At 57.7% G+C, this 20740-nt stretch carries 28 protein-coding genes; all 28 read right to left on the bottom strand.

Going from position 1 to position 20740, the window contains the following annotated elements:
- The 28 genes from ZBT109_RS12790 to ZBT109_RS12655 all read right to left on the bottom strand — a co-directional run bounded on the left by ZBT109_RS12790 (position 1) and on the right by ZBT109_RS12655 (position 20634).
- Positions 1-693: a hypothetical protein gene (locus ZBT109_RS12790; protein WP_027705043.1), complete on the bottom strand. Its 693-nt coding sequence runs from the start codon at positions 691-693 to the stop codon at positions 1-3.
- Positions 693-1214, bottom strand: coding sequence for an ImmA/IrrE family metallo-endopeptidase (locus ZBT109_RS12785; protein WP_027705042.1), 522 nt, complete (start codon positions 1212-1214; stop codon positions 693-695). Before ZBT109_RS12785 ends, ZBT109_RS12790 begins: the two co-directional genes overlap by 1 nt.
- Before the next feature lie 325 nt (positions 1215-1539).
- A complete protein-coding gene (locus ZBT109_RS12780; RefSeq protein WP_038278068.1) occupies positions 1540-2544 on the bottom strand; it encodes a contractile injection system protein, VgrG/Pvc8 family in 1005 nt (334 codons plus the stop codon).
- The gene (locus ZBT109_RS12775; protein WP_027705040.1) at positions 2544-3023 is read right to left on the bottom strand and encodes a phage tail protein; all 480 of its coding nucleotides are present in this window, start codon (positions 3021-3023) and stop codon (positions 2544-2546) included. The genes ZBT109_RS12780 and ZBT109_RS12775 overlap by 1 nt, the downstream gene beginning before the upstream one ends.
- Before the next feature lie 4 nt (positions 3024-3027).
- Entirely contained in the window at positions 3028-3726 is a 699-nt protein-coding gene (locus ZBT109_RS12770) for a hypothetical protein (RefSeq protein WP_027705039.1), read from the bottom strand.
- 21 nt (positions 3727-3747) lie between these two features.
- Positions 3748-6003, bottom strand: coding sequence for a coiled-coil domain-containing protein (locus ZBT109_RS12765; protein ID WP_027705038.1), 2256 nt, complete (start codon positions 6001-6003; stop codon positions 3748-3750).
- A 12-nt stretch (positions 6004-6015) separates the two neighbouring features.
- Entirely contained in the window at positions 6016-6135 is a 120-nt protein-coding gene (locus tag ZBT109_RS12760; RefSeq protein ID WP_027705037.1) for a GpE family phage tail protein, read from the bottom strand.
- Positions 6136-6161: 26 nt separating this feature from the next.
- Positions 6162-6461, bottom strand: a complete 300-nt coding sequence (locus ZBT109_RS12755) for a phage tail assembly protein (protein ID WP_038278064.1) — start codon at positions 6459-6461, stop codon at positions 6162-6164.
- A gap of 40 nt (positions 6462-6501) precedes the next feature.
- The gene (locus ZBT109_RS12750; RefSeq protein ID WP_027705035.1) at positions 6502-7008 is read right to left on the bottom strand and encodes a phage major tail tube protein; all 507 of its coding nucleotides are present in this window, start codon (positions 7006-7008) and stop codon (positions 6502-6504) included.
- A gap of 9 nt (positions 7009-7017) precedes the next feature.
- Complete coding sequence (locus tag ZBT109_RS12745) at positions 7018-8193, bottom strand: phage tail sheath subtilisin-like domain-containing protein (RefSeq protein ID WP_027705034.1); 1176 nt, start codon at positions 8191-8193, stop codon at positions 7018-7020.
- A gap of 98 nt (positions 8194-8291) precedes the next feature.
- The gene (locus ZBT109_RS12740) at positions 8292-9080 is read right to left on the bottom strand and encodes a DNA adenine methylase (protein WP_027705033.1); all 789 of its coding nucleotides are present in this window, start codon (positions 9078-9080) and stop codon (positions 8292-8294) included.
- A gap of 141 nt (positions 9081-9221) precedes the next feature.
- Complete coding sequence (locus ZBT109_RS12735; RefSeq protein WP_038278061.1) at positions 9222-9797, bottom strand: hypothetical protein; 576 nt, start codon at positions 9795-9797, stop codon at positions 9222-9224.
- A gap of 1 nt (position 9798) precedes the next feature.
- Positions 9799-10956: a phage tail protein gene (locus tag ZBT109_RS12730; protein ID WP_051523772.1), complete on the bottom strand. Its 1158-nt coding sequence runs from the start codon at positions 10954-10956 to the stop codon at positions 9799-9801.
- Between the two features lie 3 nt (positions 10957-10959).
- On the bottom strand, positions 10960-11574 hold the full coding sequence (locus ZBT109_RS12725; protein WP_027705031.1) for a phage tail protein I: 615 nt from the start codon (positions 11572-11574) through the stop codon (positions 10960-10962).
- Complete coding sequence (locus tag ZBT109_RS12720) at positions 11567-12439, bottom strand: baseplate assembly protein (protein ID WP_027705030.1); 873 nt, start codon at positions 12437-12439, stop codon at positions 11567-11569. The genes ZBT109_RS12725 and ZBT109_RS12720 overlap by 8 nt, the downstream gene beginning before the upstream one ends.
- Entirely contained in the window at positions 12436-12777 is a 342-nt protein-coding gene (locus tag ZBT109_RS12715; protein ID WP_051523771.1) for a GPW/gp25 family protein, read from the bottom strand. The genes ZBT109_RS12720 and ZBT109_RS12715 overlap by 4 nt, the downstream gene beginning before the upstream one ends.
- Positions 12778-12783: 6 nt before the next feature.
- Entirely contained in the window at positions 12784-13476 is a 693-nt protein-coding gene (locus ZBT109_RS12710; RefSeq protein ID WP_051523770.1) for a phage baseplate assembly protein V, read from the bottom strand.
- Positions 13477-13609: 133 nt separating this feature from the next.
- Complete coding sequence (locus tag ZBT109_RS12705; RefSeq protein ID WP_027705029.1) at positions 13610-15034, bottom strand: glycoside hydrolase family 68 protein; 1425 nt, start codon at positions 15032-15034, stop codon at positions 13610-13612.
- Between the two features lie 155 nt (positions 15035-15189).
- Positions 15190-15642, bottom strand: coding sequence for a phage virion morphogenesis protein (locus tag ZBT109_RS12700; protein ID WP_027705028.1), 453 nt, complete (start codon positions 15640-15642; stop codon positions 15190-15192).
- Positions 15630-16094: a phage tail protein gene (locus ZBT109_RS12695; RefSeq protein WP_027705027.1), complete on the bottom strand. Its 465-nt coding sequence runs from the start codon at positions 16092-16094 to the stop codon at positions 15630-15632. The genes ZBT109_RS12700 and ZBT109_RS12695 overlap by 13 nt, the downstream gene beginning before the upstream one ends.
- Positions 16091-16306, bottom strand: coding sequence for an Rz1-like lysis system protein LysC (gene lysC, locus ZBT109_RS14235; protein WP_408646065.1), 216 nt, complete (start codon positions 16304-16306; stop codon positions 16091-16093). Before lysC ends, ZBT109_RS12695 begins: the two co-directional genes overlap by 4 nt.
- Before the next feature lie 311 nt (positions 16307-16617).
- A complete protein-coding gene (locus tag ZBT109_RS12685; RefSeq protein ID WP_027705026.1) occupies positions 16618-17094 on the bottom strand; it encodes a lysozyme in 477 nt (158 codons plus the stop codon).
- Complete coding sequence (locus ZBT109_RS12680; RefSeq protein WP_027705025.1) at positions 17091-17327, bottom strand: hypothetical protein; 237 nt, start codon at positions 17325-17327, stop codon at positions 17091-17093. Before ZBT109_RS12680 ends, ZBT109_RS12685 begins: the two co-directional genes overlap by 4 nt.
- Positions 17328-17340: 13 nt before the next feature.
- Positions 17341-17547 carry a tail protein X gene (locus tag ZBT109_RS12675; RefSeq protein WP_232012850.1) on the bottom strand — a complete coding sequence of 69 codons (207 nt, stop codon included), beginning with the start codon at positions 17545-17547 and terminating at the stop codon, positions 17341-17343.
- An 8-nt stretch (positions 17548-17555) separates the two neighbouring features.
- Complete coding sequence (locus tag ZBT109_RS12670) at positions 17556-18032, bottom strand: head completion/stabilization protein (RefSeq protein WP_051523768.1); 477 nt, start codon at positions 18030-18032, stop codon at positions 17556-17558.
- A gap of 109 nt (positions 18033-18141) precedes the next feature.
- Positions 18142-18807 (bottom strand): phage terminase small subunit, encoded by a 666-nt coding sequence (gene gpM / locus ZBT109_RS12665; RefSeq protein WP_027705022.1) that lies wholly within the window; start codon positions 18805-18807, stop codon positions 18142-18144.
- The gene (locus ZBT109_RS12660; RefSeq protein WP_027705021.1) at positions 18804-19811 is read right to left on the bottom strand and encodes a phage major capsid protein, P2 family; all 1008 of its coding nucleotides are present in this window, start codon (positions 19809-19811) and stop codon (positions 18804-18806) included. The genes gpM and ZBT109_RS12660 overlap by 4 nt, the downstream gene beginning before the upstream one ends.
- A gap of 10 nt (positions 19812-19821) precedes the next feature.
- The gene (locus tag ZBT109_RS12655) at positions 19822-20634 is read right to left on the bottom strand and encodes a GPO family capsid scaffolding protein (RefSeq protein WP_027705020.1); all 813 of its coding nucleotides are present in this window, start codon (positions 20632-20634) and stop codon (positions 19822-19824) included.
- Positions 20635-20740 lie beyond the last annotated feature (106 nt).

Here is a 20740-nt window from a genome sequence, read left to right as displayed (position 1 = left end):
TTAGGAAATCGCATCTTTGATTTCTTTTATTAGAGAAGTTATAGATATATTTTTTTCATTGCTTTCATCTTTACCCTTTTTGTTTGGAGAACAAGAATAATGAAAGCTAGATACAAACCTAACCAAAGTGATCAATATGAGCAACGCAACTACAGAGGATGTGACGGCAGGGATTATAATAATTGCTGTCATTGGAATGTGTTGAGTGCTGAATGAATTATTACTATTTTCTTCTTCCTTGCTTTTTTCTGTTTCTTCGATCTTTATGTTCTTATTCTCTGTTTTTAAATGTGTAGTGCGCTGGTTGCTAGTGCTAGAATCTTCTTTTTTTGTATCTGTTATTTGGGCATTAGATAATTTTGCATATGTTTTGATGATTTTGATATCCGAGCATATAGTTATACCAAAAAAAACAAGAACTATAGTTGCCATAAAGATACTGAGGTATTTAACCCATTTATATGCGCTTCTTTGCTTTTCTAAGCCTAACTCGCTAGTGCGTTTCTCTAAGTCGTTAAGGTATTTTTTGTGCTCTTCATTAATTTGGTCAAAAGATGATAGCTGGCCACGGTCTTGGGCAAAGCCAGCTTGATCAAGAGATCCGCCACCATTTGGATAAGATGATGGCGGAGGGTTTCCATTACTATTAGGAGAAGGATCAATTATGAAATCGGGAGAGGTTTCATCTGTCATCAGAGAATTAAACCTAGATTTTTAAGACGATATTGCATTGCTATTTCAGAAACATCAAAAATGTTCGCTAGCTCTGATAAAGTCGCCCCTCCCTGGAAAAGTCTCTTAACTCTTTCTTCAGGCATCAGTAATTCAGCAGCAAAACTGTTGGCTGATATTTCCTCATGATCTATTGCTGTGGAGGGGTCATCTCGTTTTGGAGTATGATCATATTGCACATGTCCAAGAAGAATGTGACCTAATTCGTGCGCAATAGTGAACCTACTACGCAGCACATTTTCATAGCTGTTAAACTCACACTGGAATACAGCATATCCTTCTTTGTTACGTGACAATGATGCTTGACCACTTGCCCCACTTAAGGCTAATGGAGATCGTCCTACTACTTCGATTGGACACCACTCTCCATCAACATTTTTTACCTTAATAGATTCTGCAATTCTTACAGGGTCAATAGGCAATACGCCATTCCATGCTGCATTTAGTACCCGCTTTGCGGTATCTATAGCTGAGGCTTTCATATCTTACCTCCTAATTAAACGAATAACCGGCCCACATAAGGAGCCGGTGGCTAGCAAGGAGCCTTTTCTACATAGATAGATAGTAAGCTTCTTGACACCCTTCAAAGTATAGAGAACCATCGATAAAGAGTGGATAAAGCCACGCTCGCACCTTGTTAAGCACAACCGACAAGCACCAAAGCCCGTTGACACTAGCGTGTCATTGGCCTAACCGAGCATTTTGCAAGCGTTTTCGTTACTGCTCGCCGCTTTTACAGTATAAACATACTGTACATATGTATTGTCGATTGAATAAAGCATTTAGTCAATGCCAATAGCCCCTTTCTTAGTAAAATGCAAGCACATTCTCTTTGATTTCGCAGGTTACAGCCATCGTATATCCTGTTTTCGAAAGGTCATGTCTTACCTCAATGACCACCCACGGTTGCTGGTCGACATCCCGCTTGAACCCTTCCAGCCTGATCGGTGATTCCGGCAGCAGCTCGGGTCGGCCGTAGGCGAGCATCATGTCCAGCGAGCAGCGCCCGCGCTGGAGACGTTGCCATTCCGAACGTGCGGCGCGCAGGGCTTCGGCTGCGCTGGTGTAGGTTTCTTTCAGCACCTTGGCATTGTCGCCGCTGCCTGCCACCACCGTTTTCAGCTTGGCGTGACTCTTCTCGTTCCACCGTGCTTTGACGCCGCTATAACTGTCGGCGGTGGTCGCGCTGTAGCTGAACCCATCGCCTTCGCTACGATGGATCGTGATCGTGGGCAGGGGCTTGCCGCTGGCGGTCAGGCTTTGCCCTCGGTGGATCAGCATCAGGCGGCCCGCCTTTACGGCCGCGACGGCGTCAAAGCGCTTGCTAATGCGGTTGATGAAGCTCAGGTCGCTTTCATCGGTCTGGTCGATATGCGCGATGCGCACCTTATCGAACTGGGCATCAATGCCGGCCTTTAGCTTATGGCGGGCGGCGATAGTGCGCACGATCGTGCCTAAGGTGGTCTTGTGCCATGAGTAGGTATGTTGACCTGGCAATGTGTCGTTAGTGTCGACCGAACGGGCGCGGATAGTGATCTGGTCGGGCGGGCCGCTCATCTGCACTTCGTTAATGATAAAGCGCCCTTTGTCGACCAGCCCCTGCGCTGGCCACCCTAGCCATAGCCGTAGCTCCTTGCCGTTATCAGGGAAGGGCACGCGACCGTCTTGGTCTGCCAACACCAGATCCAACTGATCGGCGGCACCACCGCGTGTATCGGTTAGCGACAGGCTGACCAGTAGCCCGTTGATGCGCGGGGTGATATCGGTGTCGCCAATCGTGATGCGGTAGGAGGGTTCGTTATAGCCCAGCATTACAGTGCATCCTGCAGGTAGTCGCTTGCGTTATCCAGATAGCCGTTCAGGGTGTCCGCCAGCGATTGCTTGCCCATGCGGTTAGGATCAGGTTTGTCGACACGCTTAAGCGCCAGCGTGAACTCAATCTTGTTGGCGTGGCCAGTCGACATAAACACGCTGGACGTTTCGTTGATCGACTCGATCACGTACCAGCCGTACATCCGCAGAGACCCTTCAATAAGCGGCCATGCCTTACCGGTCTTGGCCATCGCCCGAATCAGGTCGAGCGATAGGCGGCCACCGGTAAAGATGGGCAGCAGGGTGCCCGTAAGTGTGATGCGGTCTTCACCTAGCCCCACGAACTGGCTAGCGGGGCGCTCACCGACGCGCTCAAGGGAAGCGTGCTTGTACTCGGTGCTACGCTGTAGCTGCTGATACGGCACCGTCTCACGGCGGAACAGGAACTGCCCCAGTATCATCATCGATGCAATGACCATTGCCTTACCCCCTGTCTGCCATGCCGCTGCGACCGCGCGCTTTCAACTGATCCATCGCGTTCTTCAGCTGACGTTTGACCTCAAGACCGACCGCTTGGGCATCTTCCTTGTTGCCTACGCCATTCACGGCAATGTTGATGACCTGACTGGCCGTCGCCACCGATTTGCTGGCGATCTGCGAGCCGGTGGTTGCGACCTGCTGACCCTCATGAATAGCCGCATTGCGTAACTTGTCATCGCCGATGACGGACAGTGTGCCCATCACGGCACCACCGACCTTGTCTGCCCCTATCAGCGCTTCGATCTCTCTGCGCATCTCATTCAGTTTGTTGACCAGCATGCCGACCGGCGACCAGTCCCAAATCAGCGCACCAAGCTCGCGCAGGTTGCCGTTGAACGCCTCCTTGATGGCATTCAAGAACCGTTTCAGGCGCTCACCAATGACCTGCCAACTGAACATGTCGATAAAGGTCTGCTGCAGCTTTCGCCCTGCGCTCACCAGCCAATCGGGCATCTGGATACCCAGATAGTCCAGCAGCGCCCCGCAGGCCCTCATGACCAGCCCTATGGGCGACCACTTGGCGACCAGCAGCAAAATACCGCCCAACCCTTGGCCGAAGGCCGTTTTCACTTCGTCAATGTGCCGCTTGATGGATTGCCAGCTGAACAGGTCGATAAGGGACTGCTGCAGCCTATGCCCCACCTCCACCAGCTCATCCGGTATCTAAATGCCCAGATAGTCCAGTAGCGCACCGCAAGCCTTCATCGCCAGCCCGATCGGCGACCACTCCATCATCAGCAGCAAAATGCCACCTAGTCCCTGATCAAAGGCCTGACGAATCCTATTCCATGACCGCTTGACCAGATCTTCCAGCCACGTCAGATCAATGCCGATACTGGCAAACCATTGCTTGATCGGCTCCCAGTAGGTGTAAATCAGCACCGCCGCGATAGCGATCGCTGCGATCAGCGCAAAAATCGGGTTGGCCATCATCACCGAGCCGAGAAACATCACGGTGCGAGCCACCATCATGATGGGGCCGGATAGGGCGGAAAAGGCTAGCGATAAGCCGCCCAGCACGGCCGCCGCTGCGCCAAAGGCCATGATGGCCTTGACGATCATCTCGGCTTGCCTGGGGTGTTTCGTCATCCAGCCGGATAGCGCCACCATGTGCGCGTTGATTTTCTCCAACGCAGCGTTGTACGTGGGCAGTACCTTTTCGCCGATCAGCCTCATTAGGTCGTGATAGCGCGCTACGGTTTCGACCTCACGGCCGCTAGTTGAGACACGCAGTACGTCATAACTGTCGTTGAGGCCTTTGGCGTTCGAGTTGATCCCGAACCGGCGATCCTGCGAACCATCCTTCACCTGCAGCAGCATGGTGGAAATCATCTGTGCAGCGGTGCGGTTCGAGACCAACGATCCTACTGCATCTATTTGAGCCTTAGTGTCTGTGATCCCTTTGGCATTCAAGGCAGGAAGCAGAGTACTACGTACCCATTCGATGGGGTTTTCACGGAATATATTGGCGTTCTTCAATCCCCCCGGGCCGCCAAAGGCCTGCTGACCCACCTTATCGAAGGTGACGTGCTTACCGTCCATAAGGCCTAGGCTGATCATTTTCTGAGCGGCCTGTTTCGTCACACGGCCTTGGTACAGGTTCTGGTAAGCGCTCATCATGGATGTGCCTGCCGTACTCGCGCCCATTTCCTGAATGAAGGGTTCAAACCTTAGATAGAGCGCCTCATCACTCAGTCCTTTGGCGGCGATACCCGCGTGACTTAGGAACTGGTTGTAGCTAGAGCCGTTGACGCGTCCGCCCGATGCAGAGGCCACGCGCTGCTGATAGTCCAGCGCTTTCTCAAAGGCTTCTGCTGACACCATGGAGCCAGGCCGCCACTCGGCACTTTTGAGGGTGTCCATCATCAACTTGTCGATTTCTTCCTCGCCCATCATGGGGTTCTGCATTTTGAGTGAGGTCGCCATCTTGGTAATCGCAGGCAAGGCCATCTTGGCATGATGCTCATCACCCAATACGGTGTAGGCATCGACCATATAGCGGCGACGCTCTGATAGCGAAGAACCCGCCAGCTTGGCGGCATCAGCAAACTGCATCAGACGCTTTCGGGCTTCTTCACTCACACCAACAAGGTTGAGGCTGCGCTCGCTGTTCTCGCTGTCCTTGGCTTCATCAACCGAACCATGAAGCCCTCGACCCACCGCGTACCCCGTCGCTACGCCCGCTGCACCGCCTACGGCGGCACCGTTTCTGACGCTTTCGAACTTCTCGCGTGCGGCGGTTGCTCGTTCTTGTGCTTGCCGCAGCTTATCCAGCCGTTCGCGCTGCGTTCTCAGTGTGTCATTGAGGCGGCCCTCGTTTTGATTAAGCGCGCGTGATTCACGCCCGAGGTGCTGCATATCGTGACCGGCTTCGCGTAACCGCCTGCCGACGATCTCTATGGTCTTGCGGGCCTCATCCGTTTGATGCCGCGTACGGCCTTCCTGTTCGCCAAGCGTACGCAAGCGACGGCTATGCCTCTGCACCTCTTCGCTGGCCTTGGACTGGGCCTTGCGGATCTGATCCATGCGCAGCCGCGTTTTATCCAGCTCGTTAGAGAGCGTCGCCGAGTGACCGCCCGCGTTCTTCATCGCTTTGGCTATACGCTCGAACTGCCGCTGGGCCGAGGTCATTTCTGCCTTAAGGTCGCTTTGCTTGGTCTTTGCCTTGGCGTGCGCATCAGCGACCTTGTCGGTTTGTTGTTTTAAGCGGTTGAGGGCTTGAGCGCTGCGATTGATGGCGATGTTGGCACGTCGATAGGCGTCGATATCGCCCTGCGCCTTGTTAAGGTCGCGCAGTTCCTTGCGGGTGCTGCGCATGATCTTGGCGGCTTCCTTTGTCGCCTTACTGATACGGTTGAGGGGCGCAGTGGCTTTATCCACTGCACCCAGAAGTACTTCTAGCTTGAGTGAATGAGCCATGCGCCCCTCTCGTCATTCTTCATCGCCACAGTGGCGAAGGCGGGCACGTTCCCGCCAGTCCATCAGTTCTTCCAGTGAGAAGTCGTTCATTTCGGAAGGTGGCCAGTGGAAGACCATCGCAATATCTGCCATCGCGTCTTCCACTTCGTTGGGCGGTTTTAGCTCGCCATTTCCGACCCGACTAAAAAACCGGTGACCTCCTGCGAGATCTGGAAGAAATCAGTCACGTTCATCTGCTGCAGTTCGTGCTGCTGCAGGGCTGGGGTAGTGATACGGGAAGCGACGCGCATCACCTGATCGGTATCACCGGCGAGCAGCGTCATCAGCTGACAGCCGCGCATTTCACCGGCGCTAGGGCGGCGCAGTTCGATGGTGGTGATTTCGGTATCACCGCGCTGGAGCGGCTGCTGCAGGGTGATGGTGGTGGTGACAGCGGGGGTGGTTTTTGCCTTGGCCATGTGAATCGTTCCTATGTGTCAGAGAGTCAAAATGTGTGGATCAGGACAGCTGCAGCGCACGGCGGCGCGCTTCGAGGCGGTCGACGCCTTCGACCATGAACACCATGTTTACAAGGTCGATTTCGATCTTGGTCGTGCCGTCGATAACCAGCTTGTAGTAGCTAAGCGACGCTTTGAATTTGTGCTCGGTTTTGTCACCGGCCTTGCCGGTTCCCATGTCGATTTCTGTCCAGCGACCGCGCATCTCGACTTCGACGGCACTTTCACCGTCATCGCCTTCGTACGAGCCGTAGAACATCAGCGGTACCTTGGAAACGGATAGATCGCCGTAGTGCTTGAAGGCGGCCTCCATCAGCCCGCCACAGCTCACTGTGGCTTCGAGCTTGTCCTGCCCCATATCGAGGTCGACGGCACCTTCCATGCCGCCACCGCGCCATTCTTCGGTTTTACGAGTGAGCTTGGGCAGTTCGATGGATTCCGCTTCACCCAGCCAGCCCTCGCCGTCAACGCGGACGTTGAATGCTTTTAGTACCTTTGGAAGTGACATGCGTGCTCCTTACCCTGCGCTAACTTGCTGCGTGAAGTCGGCGAGGTATTCGTCGGTGATGGTCTGGGTAAAGCCGAGGTCTTCGAGCGGCGGCACGGGTGTGTAGTCGTAGGCAATGCGCAGGCGGCCATCGGCCAGCTGTTCCTTGCTGTTGTCTTCGGCCATCCATGCCTTGCCGCCCATTAGGTAGCCCTGACGCACCAGTGAGCGCAGCTTGTTGTTAATGCCGGACAGGATGTCTTTGACGAGGGCAGGGGTGAGCGTGGCATCGACGTGTGCCGCTTCGGCTTCGGCGATCGTATCGGCCAAAATCTGGGCGGTGCGGGTGTAGTTCTCGAACACGAACTTGCCGTTCTGGTCGCAGGTACGGCTGCCCCAAAAGCGGAAGCCTGAATAGCGCACCAGCGTAGTGACCTGCTTGGCGTTCAGTAGTCCCGCATCGTTGTCCGAGTCCTGCAGGTCGAACGAGACCGGCGGCTCAATGCCCAGCGGGCCACTCATGACCACGTTAGATAGGGTTTTGTGCCAGCCGATGTTCTTGTCGATCTGCGCGCGCAGGCCCACCGCGAAGGCTTCCGGCGCAATGACGCTGTTGGCGGCAGTGGCGGTATCGAACCAGTCGAACGAGGGCCAGATCACCATCAGCTCACGCACGCCGAGTAGGTCGCGGTATTTGATCGCGTCCTGCGCGGTGTTGCAGCCGCGCGCATGGACATAACCGAACGCGCGCAGTTTCTTGCAGATCGCGCCCAGTGCGGTGGCCACCTCGGGATAGCTCAACTCGGGCACTGCCAGAATGCGGGGTTTGACGCCAGTGCGAGACTCCGCATCCAGCAGCGCCTGCATGCCCGTGCGGCGGCCGTTGGCATCAGTGCCACCGATCAGGTTGGCCTTGATTGCATCGTCACCGTCGCCATCGTCGACGCGCACAACGATCACAGTCGTTGAGACCAGCGCATCAATGACAGACAGCGTACGGCGCAGCGTGCCCTGCTTACCGGCACTGCCGATCGCCTTAGACAGACTGTTGCACAGCACAGGGGTATTGAGTGGGAACACGGCCGGATCAGCGTCCTTGGCCGTACAGACCACGCCGATGACCGACGTGGACACGGTCTTGATGGCGAGCGTACCGTCGTTGGATTCGACGACGCGCACCCCGTGGTGATATGAATCGAGAGCCATTGGTATGCCTTCCTCATGAGTACGTGCCACATCCTGCGGGGCGTTACAGCGCAGTGCGAGTGATGGGCTGTGTGAGTGGTGTTGATCACATGCCGCCGCTAAAACAGCCCTGCCGGTTCGGCCTCGATGTCCCAGCTGAAGATCAGCACCTCGCGTGCCTCTGAACCCTTACCACCTCCCACCGTGTACTTAATTCCTGTGTCCTCGATATGAAAATCTGCGAACCAGCGGCGCACGTCAGGGTGGTCATTGAGGCTAACGATGGCCTTGCCTTTGAGGCGTTTCAGTAGGCTGGCCATCTCTTCGTACTCGTGTGCGCCAAAGTCCACGCCATAGCCTCCTGTCTGCCAGTAGGGTGGATCCATGTAGAACAGCGTGTGCGGACGGTCGTAGCGCTCAATGCACTGCTGCCACGACAGATGCTCGATATAGGCGCTAGATAAGCGAAGGTGTGCAGCCGACAAGGTTTCTTCCAAACGCAGCAGGTTTAACTTAGGTGGCGTCGTGGTTGCTGTGCCGAAACTACGAGCAGGAACGCAGGCACCAAAACCATTCTGCTGCAGGTAGTAAAAGCGGGCGGCGCGCTGGATATCGGTCAGCGTTTCGGGGCGAGTGGTCTTATGCCACTCGAACATCTGGCGACTACTCAACGCCCATTTGAATTGCCGCACGAACTCTTCAAGGTGGTTTTGCACCACGCGGTACAGGTTCACCAGCTCGCCGTTGATGTCGTTCAATACCTCGACCTCGGCGGGCTGCCGCAGAAAGAACAGGGCAGCACCACCGGCGAACGGCTCGACGTAACAGGAGTGATCGGGGAAGCGGGGAAAGATGCGGTCTGCCAAGCGACGCTTACCGCCCATCCACGGAATTATCGGGGCCACCATGTCGTGTACCTGCCTTTATATGACTGTATGTATATACATATAATGCAAGGTGAAAATGGCGGCGGCGAGGGGATAGGCGTGTGGGAAAAGAAAGCCACAGCCGCATAAAAAGACCCGTCATATTAGACGGGCCTTTGGCGGTTACGCGGCCGCTATGGTGGTGTCGCCGATATGGTTTAACTGGTCGATAAATGGCCCTGCAATGGCCGTGAAGTCGGCATCGTCAGCTGCAGCGCGTACAGCAGCTTTACCTGCCAATCGGATTGAGCGTATCTGGCGGATCACCTCTTCTCGGTGCGCGGCTGCCTCGGCGATTTCCTGTGCTGCCTGCAGCGGGGTAACGCCTTCGGCATCGGCCCATGCTTTGATTTCTTCGGGGCACTTGGTTTCATCATAACCATCGGCATACCAGCGCCCGTGCGCCTCGATGACCTGCTGGTATTCGATATCCAGTAGCTGACCTACGGATTGATCGCGGGCACGCGCACCATCAGCAGCTGAGTCGATAGCATCAATAGCTTTGTTCTTCGCAATGTCGACCCCTTCGTTATCCCTGAAAATGTGCCATACCTGTCCATTCCAGATGGCCTGCTGTCCTTCGCTAAGTGACGGCGGGGCCATGTCGATAAAGTGACTGCCCTCGGGGACGATATTGGACTCTTGATAGCCCATATATTTGCCTTGATCGTCAACAATTGAATATGTCTTAACGTTCATATCAGTCCCCGATGCGCAGCATCACCAACGTGGAATATAAATAAATTTGATCCCACGGACGCCCCTGTGTATGTAAAAACCCAGCTGTTACTACATCGCCAGCATTGAAATACGAAACGTCCACAATAGGGGCGTCCGCATCACGATTGCCTGCGCTACTGTTTGTGCCGACGGCCCCCTTGGTCACCTGCTCGCCATTTTTCATATAGGCAGCCATCCAGTAGGTGGCGGCACCTGTCACATCTCCTCCCGCCCACGCCCTAACATGGCCGATTATCATATATGTTCCTGCTACAGGTACTTTGAACTCGGTACCCGACACTGACCGCATCACATAATCGTTAGCGGTCGTGAAAGTGACAGATGTGTAAGAAGAATAATAATGTTCTTTTAAATAATTGGTCGTAATTAAATTACCTCTACCCGATACCTCTCTGCGCGCACCTTCTTTCAATGTGCCGACGCGATCGCGCAGCTCAACAAGCTGGGCCGTATCGGCCGTTTGATTATGATCTGCCGTCACTCCATCCAGCGCTTCAGCGTTATGCCCCATGCTTGCGGCAGCGCCTAACCCTTCTGTGACTTTTTTCAGGTGTTCCGCATTCTGTTGAATAGACTGTTTTGCCTCCTTCAGACCGTTGGCATTGACCTGCACTGACTCATCTACTTTTTTGAGTGCTTCCGCACTGGCCTTTGCCGCGTCGTCCACGTACTGCCGCGTCGCCAATACGACACTGGGGTCGACCTTGAGGGTGACGGCGGCGGTATCGCTGACCTGCATCACCATGCGCACGGTCTGGGTGCGGCTTGTGCCTTCGTTTAGCAGCGGCTTGTAGGTGGGCGGGTAGTTGCCGTAGGCGATCAAATTGCCTTCGTCATCGAATACGCCGATCTCGCGGATTTCCCAGCCGCCGACCTCGGGAGGCAGCACCTGCTCGCAGACGATGAAGTTCGGGTTGTCCTTGTCCACTTCGACGCGGTTTAGCGGCGCGCGGCGGCGTTCGTGTACCAGCGCTTTTGCACTGGCATCCGGCTGCGGGGTGACGCCGTTGGCATCGCCGACGGCCAGCGTCGATAGATTGACCTTCTGGCCGAGCGCCACGGCGTTGGCCACCTTGGCCTGCCCGACGCTGGTCAGAATCGTGTAAAAGCTCGCCATGAGTTACTCCGGATAGACGGTGGTGGTGTCGATGACGTCCAGCGCAATACCGGCGTAGGCGACGCCGTTGCACTGGGTTTCAGGGGGAATGTAGGGATAGACGGTGGTCACATCGCCGTCATAGACCGCTGCCGCGATAAAGGTCTGGCCACGCGTTTCGCCCAGCAGATCAAGGCCGACAATATGGCGACTGCAGGGCTTGGCATCGTTGACCAGCCGCACTAGTTCGGCATACATCGCATCGGTAATACCGGTGTCGAGTACGCCCACGCGCAGGGCGAAGGTGCCGCGTCGCCCCACAGGGTTCATCTGGTACCAGTGGGTAATTTCGAGCAGATAGCCCAGCGGCTCGACCACGCGCCGAATCGCGGCCACGGTGCCCTTATAGCGGTGGATATGAAACGCGCTGGCCACCACGTCGCGCTTGACGCTTTCCGGCCACGCGGGATCCCAGCGGTCAACCGAGCATTGCCATGCCAGATAGGGCAGCAATGACGCGTGACAGGTGTGCGGGTTTAATACGCTGCGTACGGGAATGGGCACCCGTTCAAGGTCGGCCAGCACGTTGGCCAGCCGACGCTCCAACGCGGTGCTATTGGGCGGCAGTAGATCACTCATCGGTGCCCCCGTTGGTGATCGCGATGCCGATACAGTGCGAGGCCTGCGTATTGTCCAGCACGATATCCTGCGCGGGTTCGAACAGATCAAGGTGCTGAACGCCGGTGACGTGCAGCGCGCCAATCACCGCTGAACGGCGGATGTCACGTCCGAGGCGACGCTGTTCCTGTACGTACTGCTCAATGCTGGCCTGTGCCGCCTGCATGATCGGTTCCTGCTCGGGGCCAGGGTAGATGTACAGCGTGGCCTTGATCGTGTAGTCGACGATCGTCGCCGACTGCACCGTGACGCGATCCGCGCAGGGAATGACGTCCTCGGCCGACAGCGCCTTGCGTACCGCTGCCAGCACGTCCTCATCAGCGGCCCCGTTGCCGAGTTTTGACAGCACGGTGACCACCACATCGCATGGTTCGGGGCTTTCGGCCTTCACGTCGGCGATGCGGCCATCGGCTGAGCGGGCGTGATATTCATAGGCACCGGTTGGGCCTGCCACCGACATGCCTTCATAGGCGGACATGGCACGGATGCGCAGATCAGCGTCGCTTTCCTTGCTGCCGTCGGTCAGCGTCAGGCGCGCGACCCCGTTGTTAGCGGCCGCCGCGTCCAGATCATCGCCACCGGCGAAGGCAATCAACACCGCGAGCACCGCCTCGTTGCTGTGCTGTCGCAGCAGCAGTTCGCGGTAAGCGTTTTCCTCTAACAGCTTGGTGATCGGCTCTGATTCACGCGCCAGCGTGGCGGTCATCTCTTCCCGCTCGCTCGCCGGTGTCAGTTCGAGCAGGCGCGCCTTACGCTCGGCAAGGATCGCCTCAAAACTCAATTCTTCAACGATCTTGGGCTTGGGCAGGGTCGACAGGTCGATCATGACGGACTCGCAAGTGACAGGGTTTCAGAATACTGCTGGCCCGCGTTGACATCGTGCAGGCGTAACTGCAGCTGCAGGTGTGCGCCTTGCTGTTCGAGGCTTTCAATACGGCTGATCTCGACGCGCGATTCCCAGCGCGCCAGCGCATCGACAATGGCTGACGCTACGCGCAACTGGGTTAGGCCGTTAAGCGGCTGGTCGATCAGAAAGGGCACGATGCTGCCGTAGTCACGGCGCATCAGGCGGGTGCCGATCGGCGTCATCACAATGTCGCCGATGCTCTGGGTGATGCTGTCGCGGCGGGCCAGTGCCTTGCCCGAGGCTTTACTCATCGACATGACCGATTACTCCGGCGGATCCGTTTTCGCGCTGCCACGCTGAACGCTGGGATGCTGATGGCTTATCAGGCTGATGCCGCCTGCCGTTACGTCGACGGCCGAGGTCACGCCTTGGGTGACGGTGACGTGCCCATCCAATGTGATGGCCGGTGCCTTAAGCGTGATGGAGGTATCCGCCGTGGCGGCGATAACTGGGGCTTTCACTGTGGCACTGACGCTGGCCATCGCGTCGATCTGCGGTGCCTTAGCCGTAATGTCCGCGTCAGACGTTACCGTGATTGCGCCTGTGGTCGTGACAATCGCTTGCCCTGGCAGTGTGGCGGTCAGGGTGCTGGACGCATGGTCGTATTCGAGGCGTGCGCTGTCGGGGTAGACCGTGACGGTCTTGTCGAGGCTGCGCTCGGGCGGCGGGTTATCCTCGGTGTAAAGACTGCCAATGACCCGCGCGTTACCGGTATCACCGCCAATGGCCAGCAGCAGCACGTCTTCACCAACAAACGGCGGCCGCCAGTGCGATACACCTGCGGCGCGCGAGGTTGTCCACGGGATCCAGTCGGTGTGCAGGCTGCCACTTTCGACGCGCACACAGGGCGGCGTTACGGCGGTGTCGACCATCGACACCTTGCCGGTGCGCACGATGCTTTGCAGCAAGCGGCGGATCTCGTTTAGATCAGCGGAATTAAAGTCAGGTAGGTTCATGCGGCCATCGTGTCGTGGCGTCGCAACGATGGCGAGCGGTGGGCCGTGTGAGTGATGACGACCACATAAGCACGAGGCGGATACAAAAATGCCCCGACCGACGTCGAGGCATTCAGGCTAGGGCATGCAGTGATCAGCTATGACCATAGCCACCTGCAGACGGCGTGCCCGCATCAGACGGTGCCACCTGCGGCGCTGCTTCCTGCACAGGTTGAACGTCGTATTTCATCCCAACTATGTCGCTTTGAAGCCCTTTGATGCGCACTTCCAGCGTCGGTGCGGCGGATTTCACCGGCACGACCTGACCGATTTCGTTGGTCGAGTAGTTGGCGTAACCAACGCAGTCGAAAACACCCGCCTTGGCGGTCGGTACCAGCTTCCAGCTGTAGACGTACTGCTGGTTCTGTTCCTGACCGGCGTACGGCGCGCCCAGTGACTTCTGCTGCACGACCACCCCTGAACCGTTCATCGGTTCGAACGGCCCGAACAGTGACTTGCCTCGGAAACCGAGCAGGTAGTCGCGGTTCGACAGGTCATCATTGTGCGTGACCAGCGTGTTCTTGTTGCCGTGACCGACGCAGAACAAATACACATGGCCATCGTGGTCGATGATGTTGATGCGCTCGATTTCATCGGTCACAAGGTTGGCGGTCAGCAGCGGCGGCATGAATTCAACGAAGGTGTTTTCGTCGTTGGTGAATTCCAGAATGCCGATGCAGCCATTGGCTTTCAGGTCGTCGATCGTCGGCTCGTATTCCGGCTCAAAACGATCGCTACCGATGTACGCGCGCTTGATGCTCCCCGCAGGGCACACCTCGGTACCTGTATTGGCTTCGAACAGCCCAAAGCGGCGACCCGTACGCGGACACTTGTAGTAGAGGATGTCACGGAAACAGGTGTTTTCAGTCTGATCGGAGCCGAAGCTGCGGCTATGCGCGGTGGGGAATCGCACTTCACGGAGGCTGGCCTGTTCGGCGGTTTCGTAGAAACGACCGTCCGGCTCGGCGAGCAGGTCGTGATAGTGAGGCACATCAATCACCAGCGCAGCATCAGAGGCCGTAACGTTCTGAATGGCGGTGGCGAAGCGCTGACGGGTCTGCCAGTTGCCGTTCAGCTCGACGCCCTGCGCGACGGTGTAGAACGTCTGCAGTTTGCCGTCGTCACGCAGCAGGGTGGAACCGCTCCATTCCTGACAGTCATCGAACAGGCGTTTTTCACCGAACAGGTAGCCACCGGCGGTGTAGTGCAGGCCATCCTTGGAATAGAAGAACACCATGCGCGCATTAGCGCTTTCGACGTCATCGACCGGACGGGCCAGCCCGACGATCACGGTGTAGCCACCGACGTTGGCCACTTGGTTCTGCTCGTTCATGGCGTACCACCAGTCCCAAAAATGCCAGCCCGGCATCAGGGTTTTGAGCTTCGCCAGATTGAACGGCGGGATAGTGTTGGCCGCAGTCGCTTTGATCTTGGCCGCGGCTTCGCGCGTCCAGTGAGACGGTGCGTAAGCGGTGGCCGTGGTGTTGGTCTTCGACGCTTTAGTGTGCTTGGTTTTCATGCGATCTCGCTCATGACGGATACAAGAATGCCCGCGCAGTGGCGGGCAGCAGGCGGCGGTGGCCGCATGCCCCGAACGTCACTCGGTCATGCAGTGACGGGGCTATCCTGTCCTTGATCGGGATTCGCTTCGAGCGGTGCGCCGTGTGAGACAGATCACCGACGCGGAAGATCATTTAGCACGACGTCGGAGACGATGCGGCGCGTCTTCGGCGTAACCCCTAATAGCTGACGGGCATCGTATTTATGCGTGCGGGGTTTATGGCGGTCGATCTTATCGCGCAGGCCGTACTGGTGGACTTCGGCGATCTTGGCCACCGGCCCGACAAACTGAATCGTGGCCCCGTTGGCGGTGGCAGTGGCCTTCATGTAGCGGGCAGTGCGGATCTTAGAAAACATGGCGGCACGCTTGATCTTGCCGCGTTTATTGCGTTGCTTGCGGCGGGGGACGTAAGCCGTGCCGTCGGGGTTACGCTGGGCTTTGATCCGTTGCTGCTGTTCTTTGCGCACTTCGCGCGCGATCTGGCGAGCCATTGCCGTACGTGATTTGCGATCCAACCCGTTGATCAACGGCTGTACCCAGCCTTCCAGCAGGTTTAGATCGTCCATTCTGACCCCTCAGCATTATCCGCCGTCACCAGTGTCCATGTGCGCGTTTCCGGCAGGCCGATATCGAACGCCGGTGCTTTGTGCTCGATGTCGATTTTGCCGGTTTCTTCGCTGGCCTTGGCCACCACACGTTCATTGAAGCGGATGCGCAGGATCAGATCGACCACGCCCTCATCCAGTATTTCCGCCTCGAACTGGATCGCTTCGTGGGGATCAACGTCCGGCTCAAAGCGCTGCATCCACATCAGTAGCGGCACCACGATATGGTCAACGTCTCGGCTGTAGTCCAGTAGCACGATCTGCGCAGTGTACGTGTAGCCGTGCGAGAGGCTGGGGCCGCGATGGAATTCGATCTTGCCGTCCTCGACCAGCGTCACGATCTGGTCGGGATTGCGTTGGTATTCGGGCAATGTGGTCAGTAGGAACTGCCGCACGTCGTGCAGTTTCTTCATTGCTGATTCTCTCCTAAACACTCAATGACGCGATCGACACGGGCGGCGCATAACCCCCACGCTTCGAGGGTGTCATCAAGCTGACGGCGCAGGTCACCGTTGGCCTTGGGGCGTGCGGCGGGCAGTACGCACGGCTCGGGTATCGCGCAGGTAGTCACGGTAACCGGCGGTGCCAGTGAGGGGGCCGTGTTGGTACAGGCGGGCAAGCTCATCAGGCAGGCGAGCGTTAGCCCACTCGCGGATAGCGCGGTTTTCACGTTGTAGATCCTCTGCGGTTTGCGTGGCCTGCGATGCTGCGGCGCGCAATTCGGCCAGTTCGCGGCCGTTGGCCTGTTGCTGTTCGTTGAGCTGTTCGAGGCTGTGGTTCAGGGTGTCGATAACGCGCTGGCGGCGCAGCGACTCGGCATGCTCCACGGCCTGTGCGTGCTGCGCTGCGTCACGCTCGGCGCTGACAGTATCAAGGCGCAGCCATAGGCCGCCGACGGTGATCAGCGCGATGACGCCACCGGCAATCACCCATTGATTACTCATAAAGACACAACTCCCGTTCTTCGGTGCGCCGCTGGCGAATACCGTCATTGACGACGTATTGCCCCGTCACAGGGTCATAGACGTAGATCCAACGCAGCAGCTGATCGCAGGCGGCCGGATGTTCGGCATTCAGCATTTGCAGCAGCGTCGAGCGTTTGAACTTGGTTTCGCCCACGTTGAACACAAACGAGGCCAGCCCTGCCTTGCGGGGTTCCGACATCGGCGCGGTCACGCTGCGATTAACGACGGTCAGTGCTTCGGCCAGATCCTCACTCAATAGCCGCTTGCACTCGTCATCGGTGACGCGCAGGCCGCGATGAACATCGGGGCCGGTGTGGCCGTAGCACACGGTCAGCACGCCCGCGATATCGACGTAGGCGGTGTTGCGTTTGCCTTCCCACGGTGCAATGAACGCCCCCGCAATCACGATGGCGGCCCCGCCGATCACTTTCTTAACGTGCGCCTTCATGGGCTATCGTCCTTGTCCACGGGCTTGGCCGCTGGCGTGTCCTGTCCGCGCAGGTAGCGGATAAAGCGTGCCACCCAGTACGCGGCCTGCACCACGACCAACACCAGCGTGGCCAGCTGGATCAGGGTCGGAATAGTGATGCCGTTCATAAACAGCACCGAGGTGGTCACACCGGGCGTGGCGTGCGTGGCACTGCGAGCGACGCCCGCGATGATGTTGTCGCCTTCGATCATGCGGCGTCTCCTGTCAGTCCCAGAGCTGTAGCATCGTGTCATTGGTCTGCTCCGACGCGGTCGTCGAGAAGTCCGGCAATGTCACGCGGGTACCGAGCGGCAGCACGGGGCCGAGAATGCACAGGCCGGAGTTAAGGGCATATACGGCGATCACGTCGTCGCTGGTACCGCCATAGCGGTGGCAGATCAGATCGACGGTATCGCCCTGTTGTGAGGTCACGACCGTGGTCATATCAGTTCAACGATGTTGTGCGGTCGATCACAGAGATCACAGATGGCGAACATGGCTTCACGGCGGTAATCGCCCGCGATCTCGCCTTTGGTTTCGCTGTCACGGGTACCGCTGCCCGAGGCGTCGTAGTCGCGGTAGCGTTCAATGAGTAGCGCATGGGCATGGCAGTACACGGCGCGCAGGTAAAGCGCGTTTAGGCCGTCCGGCGGCAGGTAGTCAGGCACCGGCACGGCGGCCAGTGATGCATGCCCCGCGGTCACCTGCTGACGCTGCCAGTCGCGCAGTAGGCGATTGACGGCGGCGATGGCGGTGGTGATCGCGGTCTTTAAGCGTGCGTCGGTGACGGTATCGGTGATGCGGTGGGTATCGCGCAGGTCGTCGGCGCTGATATCCGGCCACCAGTCGGCGTTTTTAACGGTGAGGGCAGGGCGTGCGGTGCGGGCATCGCCACCCGTCACTAGAAAGCTGCTCATAAGGGGATTCCGGCTAGGTGAGGGGGATAGACCTTGCCCTCAGAACAGGCCAGCAGGCTGGCCGTTCATCGGCGAGGAGTCCCCCTCGGTCGGCGGGCGACGCGGTAGATCAGCCGTCAGACTGATCGCTGTTCTTTTTCATCCGGCGTTCCAGTTCATTACGCAGTCGTTTGCAGCCGCATTTGTCATGCAGCGCCAACGCTTTGGCGTAGTGATCCAGTGCGTCCTGATCGTGGCCACCCGCTTCGCAGGCACGGCCCATCGCCTTATGCAGTTTCGCGCGCACGGGGTCGACGATGTCGCGCCCCTCGACGATGCGGGCGATCTCTTCCAGCAGCGGCAGGTTATCGGCGTCGATGTTGTCATCGCCGTCCATCAGTGACGCGACCGCTTCCTCGACCAGAATCTCAGCGTTAGTACGCTGATGGGCGTCCGGTGCGGCCAGCCCGTAGCGGATAGCGTATTCAGCGATCGGCAGTGCGGCGGCAATATCGCCGACGTCCAGCGTCCACAGCAGCAGGGTGACCAGCACTTGATCCGAAGCCCCTTGACCGTTTTCAAGTACGCCCTGCAGATACGACTGATAGTGCGGCAGCCTCTCAGCCTTGCGGGCGATCTTGTCTTGAATCGAACGGATGGTATGCAGTTCGGCCTTGTCACGATGCAGCATCATCAGATGCTGCTCGTAGGCTTCGCCCTGCATGCCCCCTTCACTGGCTGCCGCTGCTTCGGCAGCGGTGACCTTCATGTAATGGCGGCGGGCAGGGGTGGTCATGCGATCACCTCGATGTTTTCGATCAAGCACCCAAAGCCGTAGTCCTCTACGACGTAGGCGTCGTTGCTAGACTCGAAGTTTTCGATGCGGTCGCGCTTGGCGTTATCGACCACCACGCGGCGGCGGCTGCCTTCCTGCCAGTACAGCGACAGGTTAGATAGCGAGGTGATGAAAATGCCCTTATCCAGCATGAACGGCACCTTGTTCGCTTGCAGCCCCCCAATACGGCGCTGGGACACCATCATGTCGAGCGCACGGCTTTCGGTCGGCTGGTCGTACTTCTGAATCAGCGGGAAGTACTTGTCATGCAGCAATTTGCGGCCGACCAACACCACGAGGTCGGGGTCTTCCTGATACCACGGGTCGATCAGCTCGTTGACGGCGTCCATGACCAACGCATCAATGTTGGCGTAATCACCGCCAACGCCGATGGTGATCTTGCCCGCTTCCTTACCGGACGACATGACCCGTTTAGGGGCGTGTTCGCGGTACTTCTGCAGCCAACCGATGTTGACGTCCTGCAGCAGCGGGTTAGCGACCAGATCGGTGGTTTTGTCGGCACGCACACCGTTCCAGCCGATCGCAATGCGATCCAGCGCCTGACGCTTAAGGATGATGTCCCGTACGCGGGTCTGGAAGTCGGGGAACTTGGCCCACGCATCCAGCTGCTGATAGCGGATATGGGTATCGAAGTTGGTCTGTACGCACAGATAGCCGTTTTCATCTAGCGTGGTGACGTCGCGCGTCGCGCGCTCTTTTTCATCGGTGTTGGTACGTCCGGCAATTGGGCCAGATACGCCAAGGCCCAGCCGCTCGCCCATCTGCTCGCTGACCCCCACCATATTGATCTGGCTCAGAAAGTCGCTGGACTCCTGCATATTGGTTTCGAGGCGCTGCTGCACTGACGGCTCGACGGTAAATTTCTCGCTGGCATCACTGATGCCGTTGAGGTGGGCAATTTGGTCTTTCAATGCAGAAAATTTCTGACGCGTAGGCGTGCGCATGGTGATGTCCTTAGCAGTCGGTGAGAACGGCAGCGTTACCGCCCGTCGCAGGGGTACGGCGGGAATAGCTGGCCTGTGGCTGGGTATCGAGCGCCTGCGTCAGCGCCTCGATCTGCGTCTTGAGCGCCGTAAACTCGCCGTCACGCTGTTCGAGTTGGTCGCGCAGCTCGCTGTTGTCCTGCGCCAGTGCTTCTAGCGCCTTGCGCACGTCTTCACCGTCGCTGTCGCCGTGGTTTTCTGGCGGCTGTTCTTCTGGTTTCAGGCCAGAGAGCAGGACGGATATGCGACTAACGATGCTGTCAGCTAAGCGCATGGCTTTGCCGTCGCTGAAATCCAGCGCGGTTTCTTCGGCAGCGGTGAACAGGTTGTCGGGGTGCTGTTTGCGGTTGGACAGCGGGGAGGGCTTTTGCTGTTCGTGCTGCTGGGCGCAGAACTGCAGCATTTCAGTGCCGAGTGACGCGGGGTTATCGGTGACCGCAAGGCCCATCAGGTATGCCTTACCGGTGTCGGCAAAGCTCGGGGCCACTTCGATCGAGGTGTAGACCTTCTGGCGGTTCTTAACGATCGCCTTCAGTTCCTCGGTCGGGTCGAGCGCGGCCAGCAGTACCAGCTTGCCGTCCTTATCCTCTTCGGTTTTGAGCGCTGTCACATCGCCATAGGCCTTGAACGGGCCGTCCGGCGTGACGCCGCGAATATGTTCGCAGTTGATCCGTGCGCCGTAGACCTTGGGGTCGTACTGCGCGGCGGCTTGTTCCAGCCATTCGCGTTTCAGAGTGCGGCCGTCGCAGGTCGCCCCTTCTTTCGCAATCCGGAAATATTTCATGTCGCACCTGTGCTGTGGGTAGTCGCTGCACAGGGTCGATGGATTAACGGGCGGGGTAAACGCGTTAGGCGTGTGAGTGCGCGGTGGGACAGGGCGGCAGTGCTTC

Source organism: Zymobacter palmae (genome assembly GCF_003610015.1).
Classification (GTDB): domain Bacteria; phylum Pseudomonadota; class Gammaproteobacteria; order Pseudomonadales; family Halomonadaceae; genus Zymobacter; species Zymobacter palmae.
This window is presented reverse-complemented; position numbering and strand designations above follow the sequence as displayed.